The sequence below is a fragment of the Enterococcus sp. LJL99 genome (assembly GCF_054871725.1).
Genome location: NZ_JBTXLT010000001.1, coordinates 254,495 through 275,871, shown reverse-complemented (window position 1 = coordinate 275,871; position 21,377 = coordinate 254,495). Strand labels below are relative to the sequence as shown.

The window sequence follows — 21,377 nt, the reverse complement described above, 5'->3', positions numbered from 1 at the left end:
TCTAGGTTTTTTTAGTATAAATTATTCTTTTGTATTTTCTATATTTATTTTGCTATTTTCGTTAACAATCCACTTATCGAATATATGATTCTTTTTATTTATTAAATAAAATTGACTAACCTTTGTTGCTATTATTAATATAAAAAATATAACAAAGGAAATTATAATTCTATTTTGCGTTTCATTTGGATTGAAAATATAGATTGAAATTGACCACGAAAAAATAAATTCGTAATAACAAAATTTTATAAGTTCAAAACTTTTAGTTACATCTTCAGAAATATTAGCTTTTTCTATATTTTTTTTATTAGAAAAAAGTCGAAGAATAGTTTTAGGTGTACAGAGAAATGTAAATAGTGTAGTAAGTAGCGATATAGAGCTGAAATTATTTTTATCAATTATAGAAAATACTATTGAAAGTATAATTGCTATTACTACAATAGATAGTTTAAATATTATACGAAAAAGTTTTTGTTTTTGAGAAATATCTTTTTTTTGTAATTTACTAGGTAAAAACGAATTCATTAATAAGGATAAAGATATAAAAGATATAAAAAGAACCATTAATTGAAGTATTGTTCCGAAAATGTTAATTGTTGGCTCCAACGCTTGGTATGGAAAAATTAATGGCGTATCAAAATTAAAGATAAAAACTAAAAAATTATGGACATCTGCAAGAACAATAATAAACCATAAAAAAGTGGCGAATAAAAGAAATAATATCGTAAAAAAAAGAATAAAGCACAATAGATAATACTTGTTTTTAAAATAAGAAAAAACTTTTTTTACAAAAAAAATAAGGAGCCGAACACTGAATATAAAGAATAGAATACCTAAAAAAGACTCTAAAAACATTCTAATTATATACTTTGTGTACTGTATAGTTAAACCCAAAAAAAACATTTCTATTGTAAAAAAAATAAACAAAAAAACAGGTGTCAAACAGTAGATGATTCCCAAATAATGATAACTATCAATGCTGTCATTAGAAAGTTTGATTTTTAACATATTATAAAAACTTTTAATTTTTTTCAAATTATTTCAATCCTTTTATATCAATTATAAACCTTTAAAAACGAATTAATCAATTAAAACCTCCTTTCATGTGATACAGGAAGGAGGTTCTATTATTATTTTGTTAATCTGATTCAGCATTTCTAAAACCGACTGCATTCTTGCGTTCTGCAATCCATTCTTCTACTAAAGAAATATCTTCATCAGTTGCAGTTTTTAGAATAAAATTTTTAGCAGTGGCTTTTTTTGAGCGATAAGCCTTCGCAACAGCATTTTTTTGTTCATAGCGCTTAGTAGCATTTCTTTGCGCCTCAGAAGTACTGTATTCTTTCATTTAAACTCCTCCTCAAATAATCCAGTTAATTATCATCAAGATAACTGACAATGCCAATAGAACGATTGTAATAGTTGTTAAACGTTTAGCTGTTTTGTATTCCATTGTAGTTCAATCCTTTCATTTTTATTCTATTTATTGAAGTTATGATTTAATTCATGCTATAATTGAAGAAGAATAAAGGAGAGGAGCCGTAGCTCCTTACCTTACTTTTTGTCAATGAGTGTGATAAGCAATTTGATTAACTGTTCTAGTAAGCTGATAACTGCTATTATCAGGTTTACTATGATAATCAAGTCTTGCTTATTACGCTTCTTTTTTCGTTTCTTCTTCATTTCCCTCACCTCCTATAATTATATTATATAGGATATGTCCTATATAGTCAATACTTTTATTCGATAAAATTAACTTGCTTCACAAAAAAATCCTCACCATAAAATAGTGAGGATATACATTGACTTGATTAGTTTTGAACAGCATCATATAACTTCCAATGAGAAAAGAATCCCATTTCTTGGTCTGTTCCACGACTTTCTAAAGATCCAGTAAATGAATATTTGTTTCCAGTTATGAAAGTACCATCGGTTATTTTGTCATTAAATTTTGCAACAAAGGTATAATATTCATCTTCGGTTCCAGAAACAGAATCCCAAGTCATGTCAGGGGTGTATCTGGAACTATCAATAATGTATACTCGATTTCCACCTTCTTGAATAGCTGTTCCAGTCCATGTTACTTTAGTACCATAAACTTTATCCCAAAAAGGTGTTTTTTCTTTCATAGGTATCTTTTGATAATTTGTAACAAAAGTAGAAAAGTCATTTAAAGAATCATTTGCCGCTTGCTCCAGTTCGTTAAAAGTTGTTTCTGTTGAATCTATTGTCTTTTCAATTTTTTTACTTTTAGATTCAACTGTCTTTTCAGTACTTGAACTTTCAACAGTCGTTTCGTTTTTATCGTCTTTATCCATAGTTAATCCAAATACTAAGAATGCAGCTATAGAAACAGCTATAAAAATATTTCTTTTCGACTTGTTTTTTCTAAAAATAAATACTCCAATCAACCCTAAAATTATAATAACAAGTGCTAAATTATTCATTTCTATCCCCCATAGTTTTTAATATATCTAAATTAAACCATGCAAGAAAGAGATTATCAACTCAAATTTAAAGAGAAGCGTCATAAATCGAAAATGACCATACTTTGACCATACTTTGCAAGAAAAACTCGAATTGTTCAGAAAAGTTTAATCCTTAAAACGTTGTTAAATCAAGGTTTCAGAAAATATTAAAACAAGTCCGAAGGTATTAAACCATAACATTAAAATAATTCTTTTGAATTTTAGAAGGCTGAAATCCTTGCTATACAAGGGTTTCGGTCTTTTTTTATTTTTTTGACCATATATAAAAAAGATAGTTCAATTCCTCTTAAGTGGAAATAGAACTTAGTTAGTTAATATATGACCGTAGAGTAGATCTCGTGCAACTTTTGTTTACCATTAATAAAAAAGTAAAAAATAGTTTTTGTTTTTTTCATTTTTTTGGAACAATTAAAGATTGATAAGTCAAAAAAATCAGAATGAAAGAGCGAAGGAACTCATTCATTCTGATTTTTTATCATAGCGTAATATTGTAAAAGAATCAGAACTTTGATATGTAAAAAGAAAATGAGATTGAGAAATCACTTTTGATTCTTCAATCTCATTTTTACTCATCTTTTTTACTCGATTTCTTTGAGAACATGCAAAGAAAACTATTAATTGTTAAGGTCGCAAAAAGACCTTCTAAAAAATCTAAAAGTGATTGCTCAATAAATCGATTAAGAGCAAAAGAACAACCCAAACAACAATGAAAAAAATAAAAATAACTTTCTCCAATCTTTAATCATTTTTCCGTTTCTACTCAAAATTTTAGCAATTCAAGTACTTATATTAAAAAGCGGAAATTTTTTTATCTTTTTGTCAATTTTACCACAACTTCACAGCGAGCAGTTTGTGGAAACATATCAACTGATTGTAAATACTCTACTTCAAAGGCTTTAGCCAACTGCACTAAATCTTTTGCTAAAGTTGAAACATTACAAGAGATATAAACCATTTTTTTTGGTGGTTGTCGAAGGATAGCATTTAGTAATTTTGAATCTAAACCTGTTCTTGGTGGGTCAACAATAATTGCATCTGGTTTAAAGCCATTTTGTAACCATTTTGGTAAAAGATCCTCAGCCGTTCCTACCTCATAATGAGTATTTTTAACTCCCAATCGTTCAGCGTTATTTTGGGCATCGACAATCGCTGCGGGAACGATATCCATTCCCCGAACTTCTTTGGCTTGTTTAGCAATACTTAAGCCAATTGTCCCTACACCACAATATGCATCCACTACTGATTCATTTTTTTGAATAGCTAATGCTTTTATGGCTTGATCATACAAAACTTCAGTTTGTTCAGGATTTAATTGGAAAAATGCGCGCGATGATAAATCAAACACGACTTCATTGATTTGTTCTTTGATACTATCTTTGCCCCAAAGATGAATCGTTTCATCCCCCATTACGAGTGAAGTTCGTTTGTTCTGAACATTTTGCATAATAGAAACCACTTCTGGAAGTTGCTGCGTAATTTCATCGATTAAAGCTATTTTTTGCGGTAATTTTTTCGATTGAGTAATAAAGACAACTTGTACTTCATTTGTTTTAACCCCAACACGAACCATTAATGTTCGGAAGATCCCACTATTTTTACGCTCGTTATAGATAGGTAATTGGTACTTGTTCAATAATTCGACTAGGACATTCATAACCTTTGTGGTTACTGGTTGTTGAACAAGACAATCAGTGATTGGGACTAAACGATGAGAATCAGCTTGATAAAGTCCCGCTTCGACTTCTCCATCAATTTTTCTTAATTGAAATTGTGCTTTATTTCGGTAATTCCAAGGATTTTCCATCCCAATGGTTTTAGGAAGTTGATACTGTTCAAAATTTCTAGGCTTAAATTTATGTAAAGCTTGTTTTAGTAGATCCTTTTTAAAATGTAGCTGAGCGGTATATGAAAGATGCTGTAATTGACAACCGCCACAAGTTTCATAAACTGGACAAGGTGGTGCTACTCTTTCTGGTGCTGCTTTAATGATTTTTAGTAATTCACCTTCAAGAAAACGTGGAGTCACTTTACTGATTCTTACCGAAATTTCTTCTTTCGGTAGTGCGCCTGGTACGAAAATAATCGTTTTCTTATAGTAACCGATTCCTTCGCCATTGATCCCTAAACGTTTAATTTTTAATGAAATATTTTGTCCTTCTTTTAAAAGTTGTGTACTCATGATTTCATCCTTTAAATGCGTATATTTATAAAGAGTTGCGGTTGAGACAAAATTATATCTCAATCACCAATTTATACGTCTTCTATTTTAGCATAGTTTACCTAGTTTAGCTTATGGGATTGTAAGTAGTGTTTTAGAATAGCTGTATTTTTACTAATTAAGAGTCTAACTTCTAGAAAGATTATTGGTGAGTACAATTTTTTGAAGATTGTTCGCTTTAGTTTTATAAAATAAAAATAAGTTTTTCTATTTTCTCCTGCGCAATGGTTGTATGATTAATAAAACAGATAATATTTTTGTCTTAATAATCAAAAATTTTTACTTAAATTCCAACCTTTTGTGTTTCATTATCGTCTAATAACTATAAGGGAGTTGAAAATATGGAAATAAATTTGGCTACTCTTGCTATAGCAGGAGACAAAATAGCTCTAGAACAACTTTTAAAGCAAAATTATCAACAATTATACAAAACAGCTTATTTATACACTAAAAATGAAACAGATGCGCTAGATATTGTTCAAGAAGCTATGATTAAAATAATTAATAAAATCGATCAATTGAAATATCCAGAATATTTTACCACTTGGAGTGTTAGGATTGTCATTTTTACCTCATTAGACTTTATTAAAAAAAATCAAACAACAACTTTTGGGTGGGATGAACCAATGGTAGAGGCAGAGGAAGTGTTATCACAAGAAGAAAAATTGGACATTTATGATGCAATAAAGCGTCTTCCAAAACATTTACAAGAAATCACGATTTTACACTATTTTTATGGAAAAAAAGTCAAAGAAATTAGTTTAGTTATGGAAGAACCTTTAGGTACAACAAAATATAAATTGTATGAAGCTCGAAAAAAAATAAAAAACTATTTGGAGGAGGAAAAATGAAATTAAATCAAAAATGGCACGAACAATGGCATGCAATTGACATACCTGTCGATAAATTAGATAGTTTAACAGAAAAAATCTTTGAGCAGCAAGTAACTGAAAAAAAAGAGCAACGCTTTAATCTATTCACAATGATGAAAAAGCATCGAATCGCATTTACCATCGGATGTGTAGCTGTTTTCTGCTGTGGTCTTTTTCTAATCAAAAATAGTTCAATAGAACAGAAAGCATCTACTGCGATGGAAAAAAGTGAAAGTCTAGTTAAATCAAAAGTATCAAGTGGGGATTTAAACCAAGAAGTAGCAAATGAAGAATCAGAGAATAAGAGTGATTCAGATTCATTACTTCAATATAAGTCAGGCATAGGAGGGGATAAAGTTGTTTCTTCCTATACAATCACTCAAGCGACTAACTCATTTAAAAAAGGGAATCAAACAGTACAAAAAACTGTAAAAGATTATAGTGGTTATATTGAGAACTCCTATATTTCTAATAGTGCAGCAAATTATCAATTGCGAATTCCTAAAGAACATTTGGAAGAATGTTTAGAAAAACTTCATGGTATAGGGACTACTACCAATGAACAAATAAATACTACTGACTATTCAGTGAATTACGTGGATAATGAAAGTCACATCAATGCATTAGCTGCTGAAGAGACAGCACTAATAGAGTTGTTGAAGAAAACGACTAGTCTTGATGATATGATCAAAATTCAAGAGCGATTAACGAATATTCGAACAAACAGAGAAACCTTAACTAAGAAAAATAAGCAAATAGATCATGCAGTAGAATATGTGCCTGTTCAACTTGATTTAATTGAGACCGATGATTCAGAAGTAGCACAACCAATGAAAAATCAAATTCAAAAAAACTGGCAACAGCAACTTGAATTTTGGAAAAACTTTGCTCAAAATTCAGGTGTGTTTATAGCGAGTAATCTCTTATATATCTTAGTAGTAGTCGTTATCTTAGGCGGACTTTTTAAAAAATATCGAAAAAAATATAAATAGATTGGAATTTTCAATAAAATAGATGTTTTAAATGCAAAGATTTATTTAGCTGAATGGTAAAATCAAGCCACTGTAAATGAGTTTGCAACATTAACTCATTATTGATGTTTAAGGAATTGATTTGTTTCAACTATTGAAAATTGTTCATTTTAGAGTCAATAGAAATGAGTTGAGGGGAAACTTAACTACTATCATTTTCAGACGCTCTCTAGTTTAGCTTCTGCGATTTATATGGTATAGTAGAATGTACGTTCTCATGAGAAAGGCGGAGAGAGATGGAAACTATAATAAAAATTACGAAAGAAAAAGGCCAGTTTTATCTTATCTGGCTATCCTCGGGAGAAAAATTACGTGTTTCAGAAGATACGTTAGTTCGCCAACGATTACTAAAAGATCAAGAACTAACCCAATCGAGTATTGAAGAAATCAAAAAAGCTGGCTCTTATGATGTTGGGTTACAACTGTCCTTAAACTATCTAAGTTATCAATTGCGTTCAAAAAAAGAAATTTTTGATTATTTAAAAGAGAAAGAGATTCTGTTAGACGATCGAAAGAAAATTGTTTTACGTTTAGAAGAAATGAATCTTTTGAATGATGCAGTATTTAGTGAAAGTTACGTTCGAACGCTTATGAGAACTAGTGATAAGGGACCTAAAACGATTATGCAACAACTTAAAAGAAAAGGCTTGAATGATGAAGATATCCAGCATGGGTTAACTTTTTATACAGTGGAGGATCAAGTGGAAGTGGCTATAGTTGCAGCTGAAAAGGCGATGAAACGCTATCGAACTAAAAGTTTTAAAGATGGACTACAAAAAGTTCAACTACATTTAATTCAAAAAGGGTTTAATCGAGAGGTTATTGATTTGGCTCTTGAAGAGTTGTCATTTGAAAAAGATGAAGAACAAGAGGAAGAAATCATCAAAAAAGAAGGCGATAAATTATGGGAAAGACATCGTAAGCTAGAACCATATAAACGCTTAATGAAAGTGAAGCAAAGCCTTTACCAAAAACAATTTGATTTAGATTTGATTCAAGAATATTTAAATGAAAAGGAACTAGAAAATGAAGAGTGAACACCATTGGGAAGCGTGGAATCAAGCAACACTCAACTCTTTTCAAAAAGATTTTATAACTTGGTACGAGAAAGAAAAAAGAAACTTACCTTGGCGCGTGAATTTAGATCCTTATCGTATTTGGATTTCTGAGATTATGTTACAACAAACCAGAGTCGATACCGTGATTGATTATTATTATCGGTTTATGGAGTGGTTCCCTACAATTCAAGCACTAGCAGAAGCACCAGAAGACAAGTTGTTGAAAGCTTGGGAAGGACTGGGCTACTATTCAAGAGCTAGGAATTTGAAAATTGCTGCACAACAAATTATGTCAGAATTTAATGGAAAAATGCCTGAAACGATAACCGAGATACGCCAACTAAAAGGAATCGGTCCATATACAGCAGGTGCGATTGGAAGTATTGCGTTTCAATTACCAGAACCAGCGATTGATGGGAATGTTATGCGTGTTGTGAGTCGTCTATTTGAAATTAGTGATGATATTGCTAAAGCTAGTAGTCGTAAAATTTTTGAGCAAGCAATGTATCAGATTATTGATCAAAAACGACCTGGTGATTTTAATCAAGCATTGATGGATTTAGGTTCCTCCATTTGCACACCAACCTCACCCAAATGTGAAAAATGCCCTATTCAGAGTTACTGTTTAAGCTATAAAAACAATACAATGACTGATTTTCCAGTAAAATCAAAAAAAGTTAAACCGAAAGATGTTTATTATCTTGCTGGAATCATTGAAAACAAACAACAGGAATTTTTATTGAATCAACGTGAGTCAACTGGATTGTTAGCCAATATGTGGCTGTTCCCGATTGAAGAAGTTACCAAAAAACAATTTGAGTCATTACAAGAAAATTTTGGGAAAGAAAATCAACAAATGACATTAGATCTTTCAGAGCAAGGTAGGGTGGCTGAAGAAGAAATAGATATTTTTGCGGATTATGCTCAAGTGGTTTGGCAAAAAAAAATCATTGGAGAAGTGACACATGTCTTTAGTCATTTAAAATGGCATATTTTAGTTTTTTATGGTCGTCAAATAGGTCCATTAGAATTACAAAACAATCAGCGCTGGATAAAAGAAGCGGAATATTCTAAGTTAGTATTTCCAAAACCACAGCAAAAAATGATTGAATTATTCAAAAAAATCGAACGTAACTAAATATAGAGAAAAATGGAATTTATAAAATAATTAATAGCCATTTTTCTCGTAATCTATTCAAAAAATAGGTCCTATACCAAAACTGCATGTTAGTTTTGGTATAGGACCTATTTGTTATTTTATTATTCAATTAAGAGTTTAAACTATCTTAAATAAGCAAATGTTAGAAACAAATCGTTGCTTTTCAAAAATTATTAGTATTTATATAGCTTATATTAACATAAATAAGAGATAAAATATAGTCTATACTTTTTCTTCTATTTATGTTAATTAGTATGTAAGAAAAGGAGAGATAGTTATGGATCATTCTTTGATGAAGTTATTTAATAGTGAATTACGGGATCAAAAAAAATTATTATTTACTGAAATCAATCAAAAAATAGTTAGAAAGGATTTTGAATTGACGGAAGCACAAGTTGATGAATTAGTTGATAGTCGAGAAAAGACTCTGACAGAAACACATCGTTTAGAGTTTTCGTGGACAGTCAGTTTTCTTTTAGCAAATCAGTTAAGTCAATCAAGCTATATTATGAAACAAGATTTTTTTCAAAGACTTCTTGATTTACAAGAACTTTTTTATTTTATTCGAATGGATCTTCCTAATACGATTGATGATAGATTATTAGTTGATAAAATAGTGGTTTTATAACTAATACGCAAGCTACTTTAGAAGAATGGCTAGTAAGTATCTACGAGACTGGAGGTATGAGAAATGAAGAAAGAACTAACTTATCAAATAAATCAATATGATGTATTAACATTATTGAAAAAAATATTACTCGAAAAATGTGGAGGAACAACTTCTTTCTCAATTGAAGAAGCGGAAAACGTTCTTCAATCAATTATTTTTGTTCTAACATTTGCAAAAGAAAAGGAGGTAAAAGATATTGAAAAGCTATTTTATTCAGGACAACAAGAACTTATCAAAAAAGTTGCAGATACAAAACTGCTATATGACAAAGTTAGAAAAAATGCTCTTACATTGGATGTAGATGCTTATCAAGGAACGATAAATGCAATAGAAACTTTTTTTCAAACGTATGATATCTTACATGAAGCTCACGAAATCAATAGTGCGTGGATTGATTATCAACTTGCTATTCCAGTAAGTGATCGTGAGTACCAAGGAATTTTATTTATTGAAAAGTATTTACAGCATTTATTTGTAGAAAATCATTTTTGTCAACTGTTTTCAACGCATTTAATTGATGAATTATTTTATATAAGCCAAAAACAGTTGAAAATGGATTATCGTAAAGATGTAAATAATCTTTATGAACGAATTTTCCTTCAAGTACTAGCTAAATTGATTGCAGGACAGCCTGATTGGTCAACACTTGTTTTAAATAAAAGGGAATTTGAGCGACTTGTTGAGAATATAGAGAAAATTTCGCAGAGAATGATCTTTGAGCAATTAATTCAACTGTTGAAAGAGCAAAAGTTGCTAGATGTGTCTTATTATAAAAGAACTTTAGATATCGTATGGGCTCAAATTTTTGTTGATCGAAGTGAAAATTGTTTACAACATCTAGTTATCATTGAAAATTCATCAAAGGCCATTTATTTGCCGAATGAAGGTGTGACTAATAAGGAATTTCAAGTGATACTAAAGCAAGCAAATCAATCATCCGAAAGTGAAAAAATCTGCCTATTTCGCGATAAATTTGTTTCGATTTACGATTATTTGGATTTATTCGATTTAGAAATTTTAACAGAAAATGAATTAACTCATTTATTTAGAAAGTTTTCATTGGAAGAAATGGCTCTTTTGTCAAAAATAATTGAGAGGAATAGTGGAGAACAAAAACTTCTGTGGCAAGATTTTTTAGAATTAGATGTGCAAACTCTTTGGGAACAACAATTCATAATGTTTTTAACGACGATTAAAGATTCTGAAAAGCAAAAATTAGATGATAAATTAGAAAGTTTTGATTTACCTCTAATTGATTTTGATTGAACGAAACTCTCTAGTATGCAAAGTTGAAAATTGTGATATAATTGTAGTGATATCGGTGTAATGAACACCCAAACGAAAAATACTTAACTTTTATAATAATTTTTCGTACTAGGGAAAGTTGGGGTACTATGGCAATTCCAAAAGAAGGTGAATTTGTAACGATTCAAAGTTACAAACACGATGGTCATTTGCATCGAACGTGGCGAGATACAATGGTATTAAAAACGAGTGAATATTCATTGATTGGTGTCAATGATCATACATTAGTAACGGAATCTGACGGTCGTCGTTGGGTGACTCGAGAGCCTGCCATTGTTTATTTCCACAAAAAGTACTGGTTTAACATAATAGCGATGATTAGAGAAAAGGGGGTTTCTTATTATTGTAATCTAGCTTCACCCTATCTTTTGGATGAAGAAGCATTGAAGTATATTGATTATGATTTGGATATCAAAGTTTTTCCTGATGGAGAGAAACGTCTACTCGATGTAGATGAATATGAATTCCACAGAAAATTAATGAATTATCCTAATGATATTGATTTCATTTTAAAAGAGAATGTAAAGATTTTAGTGGACTGGATCAACAATGAAAAAGGCCCTTTTTCAGATGAGTATGTGGATATCTGGTATCAACGTTATCAGCAGTTGTCAAAAAAATGACCGGTGTGGTGTAGAATGATTAAAAAAATTGGAGTCCCTGTTTAATGGGTGCTCCAGTTTTTTTTTGCTAAAGGATTTAAAGCGTTTTGTCCATTTGGTAATGCTCAATACCGGCATCTAAAAATAATTCACCATATTTTTTATATCCTAATCTTTCGTAAAAACCAAGGGCTGTAATTTGAGCGCCTAGTGTAATTATTTGATAGCCTTTTTCTTTGGCAATTTTTTCCGCTTCCTCAATTAAAAGTCGCCCGTAAGCTTGACCGCGAAATTCTTTTTTTACAGCCATTCGTTGTAGCTTAACCGTATCATTATTGAGTGGAAGTAAGCGGCAAGTAGCGATTGGTTCGTCTTTATCGGAATATAAAACTAAATAAATGCACTTGTTTTCATAGTCATCTAGTTCAAGTTCTTTTGGAACGCCTTGCTCGTTTATAAAAACGGTTTTCCGAATCGAAACAGCATCTAGATATGTCTTATTCGTTACATCAGTTGTATGCATGATTTTCATTAGAGTACCTCCAAAAATAGTTTCAAATTAATTATACCGTAAAATTTGTTTTCGTGCGTTTGAGTTCGAATAATTCAGTATACCTTTAGTTGCTTGCTTTTCAAACAACAGAACGAATCGTTTCTATTTTTTGTGAAATAAGTAGCTAAAAAATAAATGTTGAAAACTAAGAGTATTCGCATTCTATTTCTAAAATTATGTGGTAAAATCAATAAATACACTTATTATATTATAATAAAATTAGCAAAAGATTTATTCGTAGTTATTGTTTGGAGGAGGAACAGTCTTGTTCGAAAAATTGAAAAGTTCTAAATTGTTTTTTTGGTCTATTGAAATATTGGTTATTGCAACAGTCGTTTTAGTTTTATCAAAAATAAATTTTCTATTTGCACCAATAGGTACCTTTTTTTCTACCTTATTTGCACCGGTTTTAGTGGCTGGCTTTTTGTATTATATGCTAAATCCAATCGTCACGTTACTAATGAAAACTAAAATGAAACGAATCTATGCGGTAATCATCGTTCTACTTATATTGGTGGTTGCACTTGTTTTGATTTTAGTGAGTGTTATTCCAAAATTAGCTTCGCAACTAGCTAGTTTAGCTTCAAATATCCCGAACTTTTTTAGCGATGTTGAGGACTGGGTTTATAAAATGGCTGCATTGCCTATTTTTAAAGATGTCGATTTGACTAGCTACATTGAAAAATTGGATATTTCTTATGGAGATATCATTCAACAGTTTTTAAGTGGTTTATCTAATAGTCTTGGGTCAATTTTTTCTACGGTAGCATCTACGACGATTGTTGTTTTTACAGCACCGTTTATTCTTTTTTATATGTTAAAAGATGGTGATCGTTTTGTTCCAGGAATTAAAAAGTTTTTACCAGAAAAAAGACAAGAAAGTATTATCGAATTACTTGAAAAAATGGATAAAACATTATCAAATTATATTAGTGGACAAGTGATTGAATGTTTATTTGTAGGAACGTTTACGGCAATTGGTTATTCTCTGTTAGGTGTACGTTATGCCTTTTTATTTGGTGTCATTGCAGGGTTTACTAACTTGATCCCTTATTTAGGTCCTTATTTAGGATTAGCTCCAGCTGTTTTTGTGACAATTTTTGATGAACCATATAAAGCGATTCTTTGTTGTATTGTTGTATTAGTTGTTCAACAGATTGACGGAAATGTGATTTATCCTAATGTTATTGGAAAATCATTAAAAATTCATCCATTAACAATCATCCTGGTCCTACTTGTTGCAGGAAATATTGCTGGTTTATTAGGAATCTTTTTAGGTGTTCCAGTATATGCGATTGCAAAAACGATTGTTACTCACGTAATGGGAATGGTGCGTGAGGATAAAAGAGAGAAGATTGTTTTAAGTATTGAACAAGAAAATTCAATGAATGAAAAATAGAAAAAACATTGAGTTTGTATGGTATTAATGATAATATGCTATCATATTTATTTTGAAATAGCTTGAAACTCATTAGAAAAAATTTAAGAGGAGAGAATAAACATTATGACTGCTGACCCTGATAGTCAGTCGCTTATCGCGCAAATTATTTTATTAGTTGTTTTAACATTAATCAATGCTTTTTTAGCTGCTGCTGAAATTGCGGTTGTTTCAATCAATAAAAATCGTGTAGAACAAAAAGCCGAAGAAGGAGATAAAAAATCAAAGAAATTACTTAAAATTTTAAATGATCCAACCAATTTTTTATCAACAATTCAAGTCGGTATTACTTTAGTCAATATTTTGTCAGGTGCTTCGTTAGCTGAAAATCTAGCTGCTAGATTGGCGCCTGTTTTAGGTGGCGGTTCTGCTGCTAAAAACTTAGCGAATATCATTATTTTAGCGCTATTGACGTATGTTTCGATTGTTTTTGGTGAGCTTTATCCAAAGAGAATCGCAATGAATCGCTCAGAAGAAGTCGCTCAATACACTTCTGGCTTTGTTCGAATCATTGGCTTTGTTGCTCGTCCATTTGTTTGGTTTTTATCGATTTCAACTGATTTATTATCTAAACTTACTCCAATGACGTTTGACGATGCGGATACAAAGATGACTCGTGATGAGATGCGCTATATGCTCGAATCAGAAGGTGTTTTGGATAACGACGAGTTGGAAATGCTGCAAGGTGTTTTTTCCTTAGATACTAAGGTTGCTCGAGAAGTAATGGTTCCCAGAACAGATGCCTTTATGATTGATATTGAAGACAGCATAAATGAAAATGTTGAAGCGATTTTAGCACAAAATTATTCAAGAATCCCAGTTTATAGAGAAGATAAAGATAAAGTTATCGGGATTTTGCATACTAAAAATTTATTAAAAGCAGCGCATAAAAATGGCTTTGAAAATATTGACCTACTATCAATTATTCAAGAACCTTTGTTTGTTCCAGAAACAGTTTTTATTGATGATCTTCTTTATGAAATGAAACGAACACAAAACCAAATGGCAATATTGCTAGATGAATATGGTGGAGTTGTGGGATTAGCTACATTAGAAGATTTATTAGAAGAAATTGTTGGTGAAATCGATGATGAATCGGATGAGGTAGAAAATCTATTTTCGAAAATTAATGAAAATGAGTACTTGATCCAAGGACGAATGTTAATTGATGAATTCAATGAAGCGTTTGATACTGATTTACACATGAGTGATGTCGATACAATGGCAGGATATTTAATTACTGCTTTAGGTACAATTCCAGATGAAGGAGAAAAACTTTCATTTGATATTGGAAATTTAACACTTATTTCTGAGGAAATGGAAGGCACTCGAGTTTTGGTTTTAAAGGCTATTTTTCATGATGAAGAAGAAGTAGATGAAGAACCAGAAGAAAATCGTCGTTTTTTCCGTAAGGAAGTTGAAGAGGATGAACCAAGAAGATAGAGAAGATTCTTTTCAGATTCACTCTAGTTAACTAAAGAAACTAACTAAATAAACTGAAATTTTTAGAAAGAAGCTGTGCTTTCAAATTAAAAATTTCGGTTTATTTTACTTTTTTCTTGTCTTTCTAAAAGGTTGAAAAAAGGAAAATAACGATTTTTTCCGTTTTCTTTCAATAAAAAGCAAGAAGGTTTTGATAAGACGGCTATTTCCATGATATACTATGCTAGTTGAAGTCTGAATATAGGAGATTTTAAATATGTAAATAAAGTAAATACCAAAATTGAAATAGATAGTCAAAAAAATAGAATGGAGTTTGCAATGAATAATCCACAATTAAAACAACAAGTTGATAGTCGTCGTACCTTTGCCATCATTTCCCATCCAGATGCAGGGAAAACCACGATTACTGAACAATTATTACTTTTTGGCGGTGCAATTCGCCAAGCAGGAACCGTTAAAGGAAAGAAAACGGGAAATTTTGCTAAATCTGACTGGATGGAAATCGAAAAACAACGGGGAATTTCTGTTACTAGTTCGGTCATGCAATTTGATTACCAAGGAAAGCGAGTAAATATTTTAGATACTCCTGGACACGAAGATTTTTCAGAAGATACGTACCGTACATTAATGGCAGTTGATAGTGCTGTGATGGTTATTGATAGTGCGAAAGGGATTGAAGCACAAACAAAAAAATTATTCCAAGTTGTTAAAAAAAGAGGAATTCCAATTTTTACTTTCATCAATAAATTAGACCGTGATGGACGTGAACCGCTAGAATTATTAGAAGAATTGGAAGAATTATTAGATATTGAATCGTACCCGATGAATTGGCCAATTGGGATGGGGAAAGGCTTAGCTGGTTTGTATGATATTTACAATCAACGAGTAGAAGTGTATCGTCCTGAGACCAATGATGGAGAACGTTTTATTTCGTTAAAAGACGGCGATATACCGTCAGATTTACCGTTGCACAGCGAAAGTATTTATTCACAAGCTCTTGAAGAAGTTGAATTGTTAACAGAAGCTGGCGATGAGTTTGATACTGAAAAAATTGCTCGTGGCGACCAAACGCCTGTCTTTTTTGGATCAGCCTTAACTAATTTTGGCGTTCAAACCTTTTTAGAAACATTCCTACAATTTGCTCCAGCTCCTTATGCTCATTTGACTGAAGCGGGACAAGAAGTTAGTCCTTATGAAGAAAATTTCTCAGGATTTGTTTTTAAAATTCAAGCCAACATGAATCCAGCGCATCGTGATCGTATTGCTTTTGTTCGTATTTGTTCAGGAACCTTTGAACGAGGAATGGATGTCACTTTAGGAAGAACGAAAAAGAAAGTCAAATTAAGTAATGTGACACAGTTTATGGCTGATACGCGTGAAAATGTTGAGCAAGCGGTGGCTGGTGACATTATTGGAATCTACGATACAGGAAATTATCAAATTGGTGATACGTTATTTGAAGGGAAATTAAATGTTCAGTATGAAGAATTACCATCATTTACGCCAGAATTATTTATGCGTGTAACAGCTAAAAATGTAATGAAACAAAAATCTTTCCATAAAGGGATTTATCAATTAGTACAAGAGGGTGCGATTCAGCTATATAAAACCTATTTGACGGAAGAATATATTATCGGTGCTGTAGGACAACTTCAATTTGAAGTTTTTCAATATAGAATGTTGAATGAATACAATGCTGAAGTCGTTATGACACCAATGGGTTCAAAAATTGCACGTTGGATCAATCCAGAAGATTTAGATGAACGCATGAGTTCAAGCCGCAATATTTTGGCACGTGACCGTTTCGACCAACCTTTGTTCCTATTTGAAAATCAATTTGCAGAACGTTGGTTTGCGGACAAGTATCCAGATGTAGAATTGAAAACATTGTTGTAAAAAACAGAATTTATCGATGTTAAAAACATAACTTGACATGCTAGTTACATGAAGTCCTTTTTTATCAAATTTTGATAAAAAGGGATTTTTTTGTATAGAAATGGAAGATGCGTATATCTTATAAATCTAAATTAATTAATAATCTGCTTTATGCAAATGAAAAAGACATTAATCGGGAAAAATGATTAAAAAATAAATAAATTTGACTAAGAAAACTCACTTACAAATAAGATGTGTTACTCTTGAATTGTAGAGAGACTATTTACTTTATAAACCAAAAAAAGAAAAAATAGTTCTAGCTCTTTTGATTTTAGAAGCTTTTACTATTATATGAAAAGAGGAATGAAATACAAATGTCTGTTATTTTGTTACTGTTGTTTGTGCTAGGAAGCATTCTACTGGTCGTTGGAATAATAAAGAAAAATAAAATGATTAAGAGATGTGGTTTATTATGTTTATTGCCGTTACTCCTATTTTTATTATTATGGATTTCACCATTCAATAAAATGTAATCACAGATAATTGAATACAATGATTCATTTTCATCAATTAGAAAAATACTTTAAAAAAGCTGAAAATCATAAAACTTAACGAACAGGAAGGGGAAATTTAAAAATATCCTAACTTTTTCGAATTCGTCTGATTTTTGAATTTCAGTTTTTTTATTTTTAATTATAAAGACATTTTCTGATTAATGATTTGATTGAGATAACATAACAAAAAAATCAGAATGAAAGAGTCGCTCCTCCATTCTGATTTTCAATTAATCTTGCCAATCAGTCCTATTTGACAAAGAGCCTAATTAAGTTAATCGACTAGACAGATGAGATTTGGAAGTATTTATTTCAGTAAGTGTTGCTTTTACTCCCTTTTTTTATTTCGAGCAACTAGAACAAAGCGATGTTGTAAATTATAAATAAAGCCTGTACGTTGAAGTTCATCGTATAAACCAACTAGTTGTTCTAAGCTATTCTCGACAGAAAAGTCAGTATATTCCCAAGGAATGGTTCTTACATAATAAATAAGTCCATCCATATCATAAAATTTTTGTTTTAAATATTGTTCATTTTTGAATAAAATGTTGAATTGCTCTTTTTTTAATTGTGCTTCCACTATTGATAGATGAAAATCAAAGCCCTCTTTTTTATAATTTGGAATTAATCGAGAGGCTAAGTTCACGCCGTTAAAATCGCCCACTTGCTGAGTAATAAAAATACCATTTGGTTTCAAGACTCGTTGAACCTCTGAAATTGAGAAAGATTCATGAGAATTTAAGACAATATCGAAAGAATCATCAGGGAAGTTTAAATAGTCATCATCCTTCACAAATTGAATGTCAATGCCTAAGGGTTTTAACGTAGTCATTAATAATTGATAATTCTTATCGTAACCTTCTGTAACAGCGGTCTTATCATAAGGATGCTTAAAACTTTGTAGCAGCTCGCCACCACCAGTTCCCATATCTAATAAGTTCATAGTTGGCTTTAAATAAGATGAGACGATTTCTGGATAAGACCAATTTAGTTTTTCCATATCCATTTTATTATCTAAGTAACTGAAATCCCAACCACTGAATTTTTTTTGTGATTGCTCGCTTTTTATCCATGCTTCTCTTAGTTTTGCTATATTCATTTTTCTATCTCCTTAAAATTTAGTTATAAGCGATAGCGATATAGCCTTTTTGACAGCAGTATTCAATAATCTCGATATAGAGGCTATCAATTTCAGCTATATCGAGTAGTTACCTCGTCTAAAATTCATTTTTTTACTCCAATCATTTTTAGCGTCGCGAGAGTTTCTTAAAAAATTTACGACTCGTATAGTCTTTATTATACAAGAAGGTTTCTAGTTTTGAAACCGTTTTTTTGCAAAGCTTATGATATTTTGAATGGAGAGCGTAACCTCAAAAAAAAGCGATAAATCATAAAAATTGTTCATGCAATTTTTATGATTTATCGCTTTTTATATGAAAGATGTTTATGCTCTTATTATTGATTTAGTTTCAGAAAGTAGGCTAGAAATGTTTATTCATTCGCGCACTGATTTAAACTAAGTGGAATAAGTGTGCAACGAGTGTCGTCAGCATAGTTATTCCCACCCCAATAATTGTTGGGATGATAAAGGAGAGAAAGGTCCATTTTTTACTTTTAGTTTCTTTGTAGATGGTTAGTATAGTTGTCGAACAAGGCCAATGGTATAGCGTAAATAGTAAGACATTTGCAGCAGTCAACCAAGTCCAGCCGTTTTGAACTAAAAGGTTTTTGAACTCATTTAAAGAACTATAATCGGTTATTGTGCTGGTTGCCATATATCCCATAATCATAATGGGAATCACAATTTCATTTGCTGGAAAACCAAGGATGAAAGCTAACAAGATAACACCATCGAGCCCCATTAATTTTGCAAATGGATCAAGAAATACTGTGATTGTTTGGAATAGACTCTGATCACCAACACTGATATTTGCTAAAATCCAAATGACTAGCCCAGCAGGTGCCGCAATAATAATTGCACGTAATAAAACAAAAAGAGTTCTATCGAGAATTGAGCGAACGACTACTTGTTTTACTTGTGGACGACGATAAGGAGGTAATTCCAAAGAAAAAGAGGAAGGAAGCCCTTTTAAAATCGTCTTAGAGAGCAATTGTGATACCAAGATAGTTGTAACGACTCCTAGCAAGATAACAGCGGTCAAGAAGAAAGCGGATCGTAAAGAACCAAATAAAGTGACCGAACCACCTACAAAAAACATAGTGATAACTGAAATCAAAATCGGGAAACGTCCATTACATGGAACGAAATTATTAGTTATGGTAGCGATTAATCGTTCTCTTGGAGAATCAATTATTCTAGCCCCAACAACACCAGCTGCATTACAACCGAATCCCATACACATGGTTAAAGCTTGTTTTCCACATGCGCCAGCTTTTTGAAAATATTTATCTAAGTTGAAGGCAACGCGAGGTAAATAACCAAAATCTTCCAAAAGAGTAAAAATCGGGAAGAAGATAGCCATCGGTGGCAACATAACAGAAATAACGGTCGTCATTACTTTATAAACACCATCGATTAACATACCTCGAAGTGCAACGGGCATTCCAGCTGAAATAGCAACACTAGTCAGCCACTCTCCTAAACGATCAAAAACATCTGCTAAAAAGTCTGAAGGAACATTTGCACCTTCAATAGTAAACCAAAAAATAATCATTAATAATAATATCATAATCGGAAGGCCAGTACTTTTTTGCGTTAAAATTTTATCTAACTTACGATCTCTAGCATCATAATCGGTTTTATTATACGTAACAACTTCTTTGGCAATGACTGAAGCACGATCCAAAAGAGCAATGCCTTCATTTTCTTCCTCTTGTGAATGCAGTTGTTGAAGAGCTTCACGCATAAAAGGATTGGTCTTGATTTCTCCGTTTAGCATTTCCTTTGATGTCTGTAATAATTGATCTAAACCTTCTTTTTTTACTGCAGAGGTCCCGACGACGGGCACACCTAGTAATTCTTGAAGTTTGTCTAAATTGATATCGATTTTTTTCTTTTTTGCTTCATCTAAAAGATTGACACAAACAATAACATTAGGTGTGATGCGAATAATTTGTAAAACTAAGTTTAAATTTCTTTCTAAGCTCGTTGCATCACAAACAACAATCGTCGCTTGTGCATCGTCAGATTCAATAAAATCTCTAGCAACTTCTTCTTCAGCTGAATGCGCTGACAAAGAATAAGTACCAGGTAAATCAACTAAAACAAATGGGTAAGCTTTTTGTGAAGCGTATCCTTGAGCTAATTCGACTGTTTTACCAGGCCAGTTTCCCGTATGTTGGCGCATGCCCGTCAATTCATTAAAAACAGAACTTTTTCCTACATTAGGATTTCCTGCTAAAGCAATCACATGGTCATTAGGTTGTCTTTTTTCAACAATAAAGCGTTCATTTTGTTCCTTCTCTATCTTCATCGTTTTCTCCTTTTAACAATATGTATTGGCTATCACTATTTCTTAATGCAATAGTGGTTCCGCGCACTTTATAAGCGATTGGATCTCCTTTAGGACTTTCTAAAACACGTTTAATCGGTGTTCCTTCGTAAAATCCCAAATCTAATAAACGACGTTTCATTCCACTGTCTGGATGTGTTACATCGGAAATAATTCCTTCTTCATTATTTTTTAAAGATAATAAATTAGCCTTCATATTTCATCATCCTTTCATTTTTTAGGTAAACCTAAATTCAATTTCATTTTAGTCTTTAACTATCAATTTGTCAATCCAAATTCTAATAAAAATAGCGCTTTCTTTTTGTTTTTGTGAAAATGTGATCAAGTTGATTTATAACAAAATTATTTTAGAATATTCGAAAGAGAAGGTGAGACAAAAGTAAAGAACACTTTTGTTTTATCTCTTAAAACCGAACAAACGGTGGTGAAAAAGCAGCTCCTTCAGAAATAAGCCGAAATTTACCAAAAATTTGAAGAGCAATTTTCAGAAATTCCTTCTTAATTTCTCGGAGCTAAACGCTTTTGTCCCAACCTCACTAAAGAATTTTGTCTACTTGTTAATTTCCAGTTTTTTTCAGAATAAGGGTAGATGAAGACATAATCTTCTTGAAGAGGAAAGAATAAACTGTATAGAACA

General features: G+C 31.5%; 19 protein-coding genes. 10 read left to right on the top strand and 9 right to left on the bottom strand.

Going from position 1 to position 21,377, the window contains the following annotated elements; all coding sequences use genetic code 11:
* Nucleotides 1-21: 21 nt before the first annotated feature.
* From ACYSNW_RS01285 to rlmD, 5 genes are all read right to left on the bottom strand, one after another.
* The gene (locus tag ACYSNW_RS01285; protein WP_461742509.1) at nucleotides 22-1,035 is read right to left on the bottom strand and encodes a hypothetical protein; all 1,014 of its coding nucleotides are present in this window, start codon (nucleotides 1,033-1,035) and stop codon (nucleotides 22-24) included.
* A 103-nt stretch (nucleotides 1,036-1,138) separates the two neighbouring features.
* The gene (locus tag ACYSNW_RS01280; RefSeq protein ID WP_461742508.1) at nucleotides 1,139-1,348 is read right to left on the bottom strand and encodes a hypothetical protein; all 210 of its coding nucleotides are present in this window, start codon (nucleotides 1,346-1,348) and stop codon (nucleotides 1,139-1,141) included.
* Nucleotides 1,349-1,554: 206 nt separating this feature from the next.
* On the bottom strand, nucleotides 1,555-1,683 hold the full coding sequence (locus ACYSNW_RS01275) for a hypothetical protein (protein ID WP_461742507.1): 129 nt from the start codon (nucleotides 1,681-1,683) through the stop codon (nucleotides 1,555-1,557).
* A gap of 128 nt (nucleotides 1,684-1,811) precedes the next feature.
* Complete coding sequence (locus ACYSNW_RS01270) at nucleotides 1,812-2,447, bottom strand: hypothetical protein (protein WP_461742506.1); 636 nt, start codon at nucleotides 2,445-2,447, stop codon at nucleotides 1,812-1,814.
* A gap of 850 nt (nucleotides 2,448-3,297) precedes the next feature.
* Entirely contained in the window at nucleotides 3,298-4,668 is a 1,371-nt protein-coding gene (gene rlmD, locus ACYSNW_RS01265) for a 23S rRNA (uracil(1939)-C(5))-methyltransferase RlmD (protein WP_461742505.1), read from the bottom strand.
* Between the two features lie 380 nt (nucleotides 4,669-5,048).
* Here rlmD and ACYSNW_RS01260 point away from each other — a divergent pair, with 380 nt between their 5' ends.
* The 7 genes from ACYSNW_RS01260 (at nucleotide 5,049) to bph (ending at nucleotide 11,425) form a co-directional block, all read left to right on the top strand.
* On the top strand, nucleotides 5,049-5,558 hold the full coding sequence (locus ACYSNW_RS01260; protein ID WP_461742504.1) for a sigma-70 family RNA polymerase sigma factor: 510 nt from the start codon (nucleotides 5,049-5,051) through the stop codon (nucleotides 5,556-5,558).
* On the top strand, nucleotides 5,555-6,571 hold the full coding sequence (locus ACYSNW_RS01255; protein WP_461742503.1) for a DUF4349 domain-containing protein: 1,017 nt from the start codon (nucleotides 5,555-5,557) through the stop codon (nucleotides 6,569-6,571). The genes ACYSNW_RS01260 and ACYSNW_RS01255 overlap by 4 nt, the downstream gene beginning before the upstream one ends.
* 275 nt (nucleotides 6,572-6,846) lie before the next feature.
* Nucleotides 6,847-7,647 carry a recombination regulator RecX gene (gene recX, locus ACYSNW_RS01250; RefSeq protein WP_461742502.1) on the top strand — a complete coding sequence of 267 codons (801 nt, stop codon included), beginning with the start codon at nucleotides 6,847-6,849 and terminating at the stop codon, nucleotides 7,645-7,647.
* On the top strand, nucleotides 7,637-8,806 hold the full coding sequence (gene mutY / locus ACYSNW_RS01245) for an A/G-specific adenine glycosylase (protein WP_461742501.1): 1,170 nt from the start codon (nucleotides 7,637-7,639) through the stop codon (nucleotides 8,804-8,806). Before recX ends, mutY begins: the two co-directional genes overlap by 11 nt.
* 298 nt (nucleotides 8,807-9,104) lie before the next feature.
* On the top strand, nucleotides 9,105-9,455 hold the full coding sequence (locus tag ACYSNW_RS01240; RefSeq protein WP_461742500.1) for a DUF6323 family protein: 351 nt from the start codon (nucleotides 9,105-9,107) through the stop codon (nucleotides 9,453-9,455).
* A 63-nt stretch (nucleotides 9,456-9,518) separates the two neighbouring features.
* Complete coding sequence (locus ACYSNW_RS01235) at nucleotides 9,519-10,763, top strand: DUF6179 domain-containing protein (protein WP_461742498.1); 1,245 nt, start codon at nucleotides 9,519-9,521, stop codon at nucleotides 10,761-10,763.
* 128 nt (nucleotides 10,764-10,891) lie between these two features.
* On the top strand, nucleotides 10,892-11,425 hold the full coding sequence (gene bph, locus ACYSNW_RS01230) for a biofilm phosphatase Bph (protein WP_461742497.1): 534 nt from the start codon (nucleotides 10,892-10,894) through the stop codon (nucleotides 11,423-11,425).
* 76 nt (nucleotides 11,426-11,501) lie between these two features.
* Here bph and ACYSNW_RS01225 read toward each other — a convergent pair whose 3' ends face one another.
* Complete coding sequence (locus ACYSNW_RS01225) at nucleotides 11,502-11,936, bottom strand: GNAT family N-acetyltransferase (RefSeq protein ID WP_461742496.1); 435 nt, start codon at nucleotides 11,934-11,936, stop codon at nucleotides 11,502-11,504.
* Nucleotides 11,937-12,222: 286 nt separating this feature from the next.
* On the opposite strand from ACYSNW_RS01225, the gene ACYSNW_RS01220 reads away from it, so the two are divergent.
* The 3 genes from ACYSNW_RS01220 to ACYSNW_RS01210 all read left to right on the top strand — a co-directional run bounded on the left by ACYSNW_RS01220 (nucleotide 12,223) and on the right by ACYSNW_RS01210 (nucleotide 16,734).
* Nucleotides 12,223-13,356: an AI-2E family transporter gene (locus tag ACYSNW_RS01220; protein WP_461742495.1), complete on the top strand. Its 1,134-nt coding sequence runs from the start codon at nucleotides 12,223-12,225 to the stop codon at nucleotides 13,354-13,356.
* Between the two features lie 105 nt (nucleotides 13,357-13,461).
* Complete coding sequence (locus ACYSNW_RS01215) at nucleotides 13,462-14,838, top strand: hemolysin family protein (protein ID WP_461742494.1); 1,377 nt, start codon at nucleotides 13,462-13,464, stop codon at nucleotides 14,836-14,838.
* Nucleotides 14,839-15,156: 318 nt separating this feature from the next.
* Nucleotides 15,157-16,734, top strand: coding sequence for a peptide chain release factor 3 (locus tag ACYSNW_RS01210; RefSeq protein ID WP_461742493.1), 1,578 nt, complete (start codon nucleotides 15,157-15,159; stop codon nucleotides 16,732-16,734).
* A gap of 861 nt (nucleotides 16,735-17,595) precedes the next feature.
* Here the strand turns inward: ACYSNW_RS01210 and ACYSNW_RS01205 are convergent.
* The 3 genes from ACYSNW_RS01205 to ACYSNW_RS01195 all read right to left on the bottom strand — a co-directional run bounded on the left by ACYSNW_RS01205 (nucleotide 17,596) and on the right by ACYSNW_RS01195 (nucleotide 20,936).
* On the bottom strand, nucleotides 17,596-18,366 hold the full coding sequence (locus ACYSNW_RS01205; protein ID WP_461742492.1) for a class I SAM-dependent methyltransferase: 771 nt from the start codon (nucleotides 18,364-18,366) through the stop codon (nucleotides 17,596-17,598).
* Between the two features lie 412 nt (nucleotides 18,367-18,778).
* Nucleotides 18,779-20,701: a ferrous iron transporter B gene (gene feoB, locus ACYSNW_RS01200; RefSeq protein ID WP_461742490.1), complete on the bottom strand. Its 1,923-nt coding sequence runs from the start codon at nucleotides 20,699-20,701 to the stop codon at nucleotides 18,779-18,781.
* Nucleotides 20,676-20,936 (bottom strand): FeoA family protein, encoded by a 261-nt coding sequence (locus tag ACYSNW_RS01195; protein WP_461742489.1) that lies wholly within the window; start codon nucleotides 20,934-20,936, stop codon nucleotides 20,676-20,678. Before ACYSNW_RS01195 ends, feoB begins: the two co-directional genes overlap by 26 nt.
* Nucleotides 20,937-21,377 lie beyond the last annotated feature (441 nt).

Coding starts and splice junctions, on each gene's coding strand:
- ACYSNW_RS01205 (WP_461742492.1), bottom strand. CDS start 18,366: ATGAATATAGCAAAACTAAGAGAAGCATGGATAAAAAGCGAGCAATCA.
- ACYSNW_RS01225 (WP_461742496.1), bottom strand. CDS start 11,936: ATGAAAATCATGCATACAACTGATGTAACGAATAAGACATATCTAGAT.
- ACYSNW_RS01210 (WP_461742493.1), top strand. CDS start 15,157: ATGAATAATCCACAATTAAAACAACAAGTTGATAGTCGTCGTACCTTT.
- mutY (WP_461742501.1), top strand. CDS start 7,637: ATGAAGAGTGAACACCATTGGGAAGCGTGGAATCAAGCAACACTCAAC.
- ACYSNW_RS01235 (WP_461742498.1), top strand. CDS start 9,519: ATGAAGAAAGAACTAACTTATCAAATAAATCAATATGATGTATTAACA.
- ACYSNW_RS01280 (WP_461742508.1), bottom strand. CDS start 1,348: ATGAAAGAATACAGTACTTCTGAGGCGCAAAGAAATGCTACTAAGCGC.
- ACYSNW_RS01240 (WP_461742500.1), top strand. CDS start 9,105: ATGGATCATTCTTTGATGAAGTTATTTAATAGTGAATTACGGGATCAA.
- ACYSNW_RS01255 (WP_461742503.1), top strand. CDS start 5,555: ATGAAATTAAATCAAAAATGGCACGAACAATGGCATGCAATTGACATA.
- bph (WP_461742497.1), top strand. CDS start 10,892: ATGGCAATTCCAAAAGAAGGTGAATTTGTAACGATTCAAAGTTACAAA.
- ACYSNW_RS01215 (WP_461742494.1), top strand. CDS start 13,462: ATGACTGCTGACCCTGATAGTCAGTCGCTTATCGCGCAAATTATTTTA.
- ACYSNW_RS01260 (WP_461742504.1), top strand. CDS start 5,049: ATGGAAATAAATTTGGCTACTCTTGCTATAGCAGGAGACAAAATAGCT.
- recX (WP_461742502.1), top strand. CDS start 6,847: ATGGAAACTATAATAAAAATTACGAAAGAAAAAGGCCAGTTTTATCTT.
- feoB (WP_461742490.1), bottom strand. CDS start 20,701: ATGAAGATAGAGAAGGAACAAAATGAACGCTTTATTGTTGAAAAAAGA.
- ACYSNW_RS01195 (WP_461742489.1), bottom strand. CDS start 20,936: ATGAAGGCTAATTTATTATCTTTAAAAAATAATGAAGAAGGAATTATT.
- ACYSNW_RS01275 (WP_461742507.1), bottom strand. CDS start 1,683: ATGAAGAAGAAACGAAAAAAGAAGCGTAATAAGCAAGACTTGATTATC.
- rlmD (WP_461742505.1), bottom strand. CDS start 4,668: ATGAGTACACAACTTTTAAAAGAAGGACAAAATATTTCATTAAAAATT.
- ACYSNW_RS01270 (WP_461742506.1), bottom strand. CDS start 2,447: ATGAATAATTTAGCACTTGTTATTATAATTTTAGGGTTGATTGGAGTA.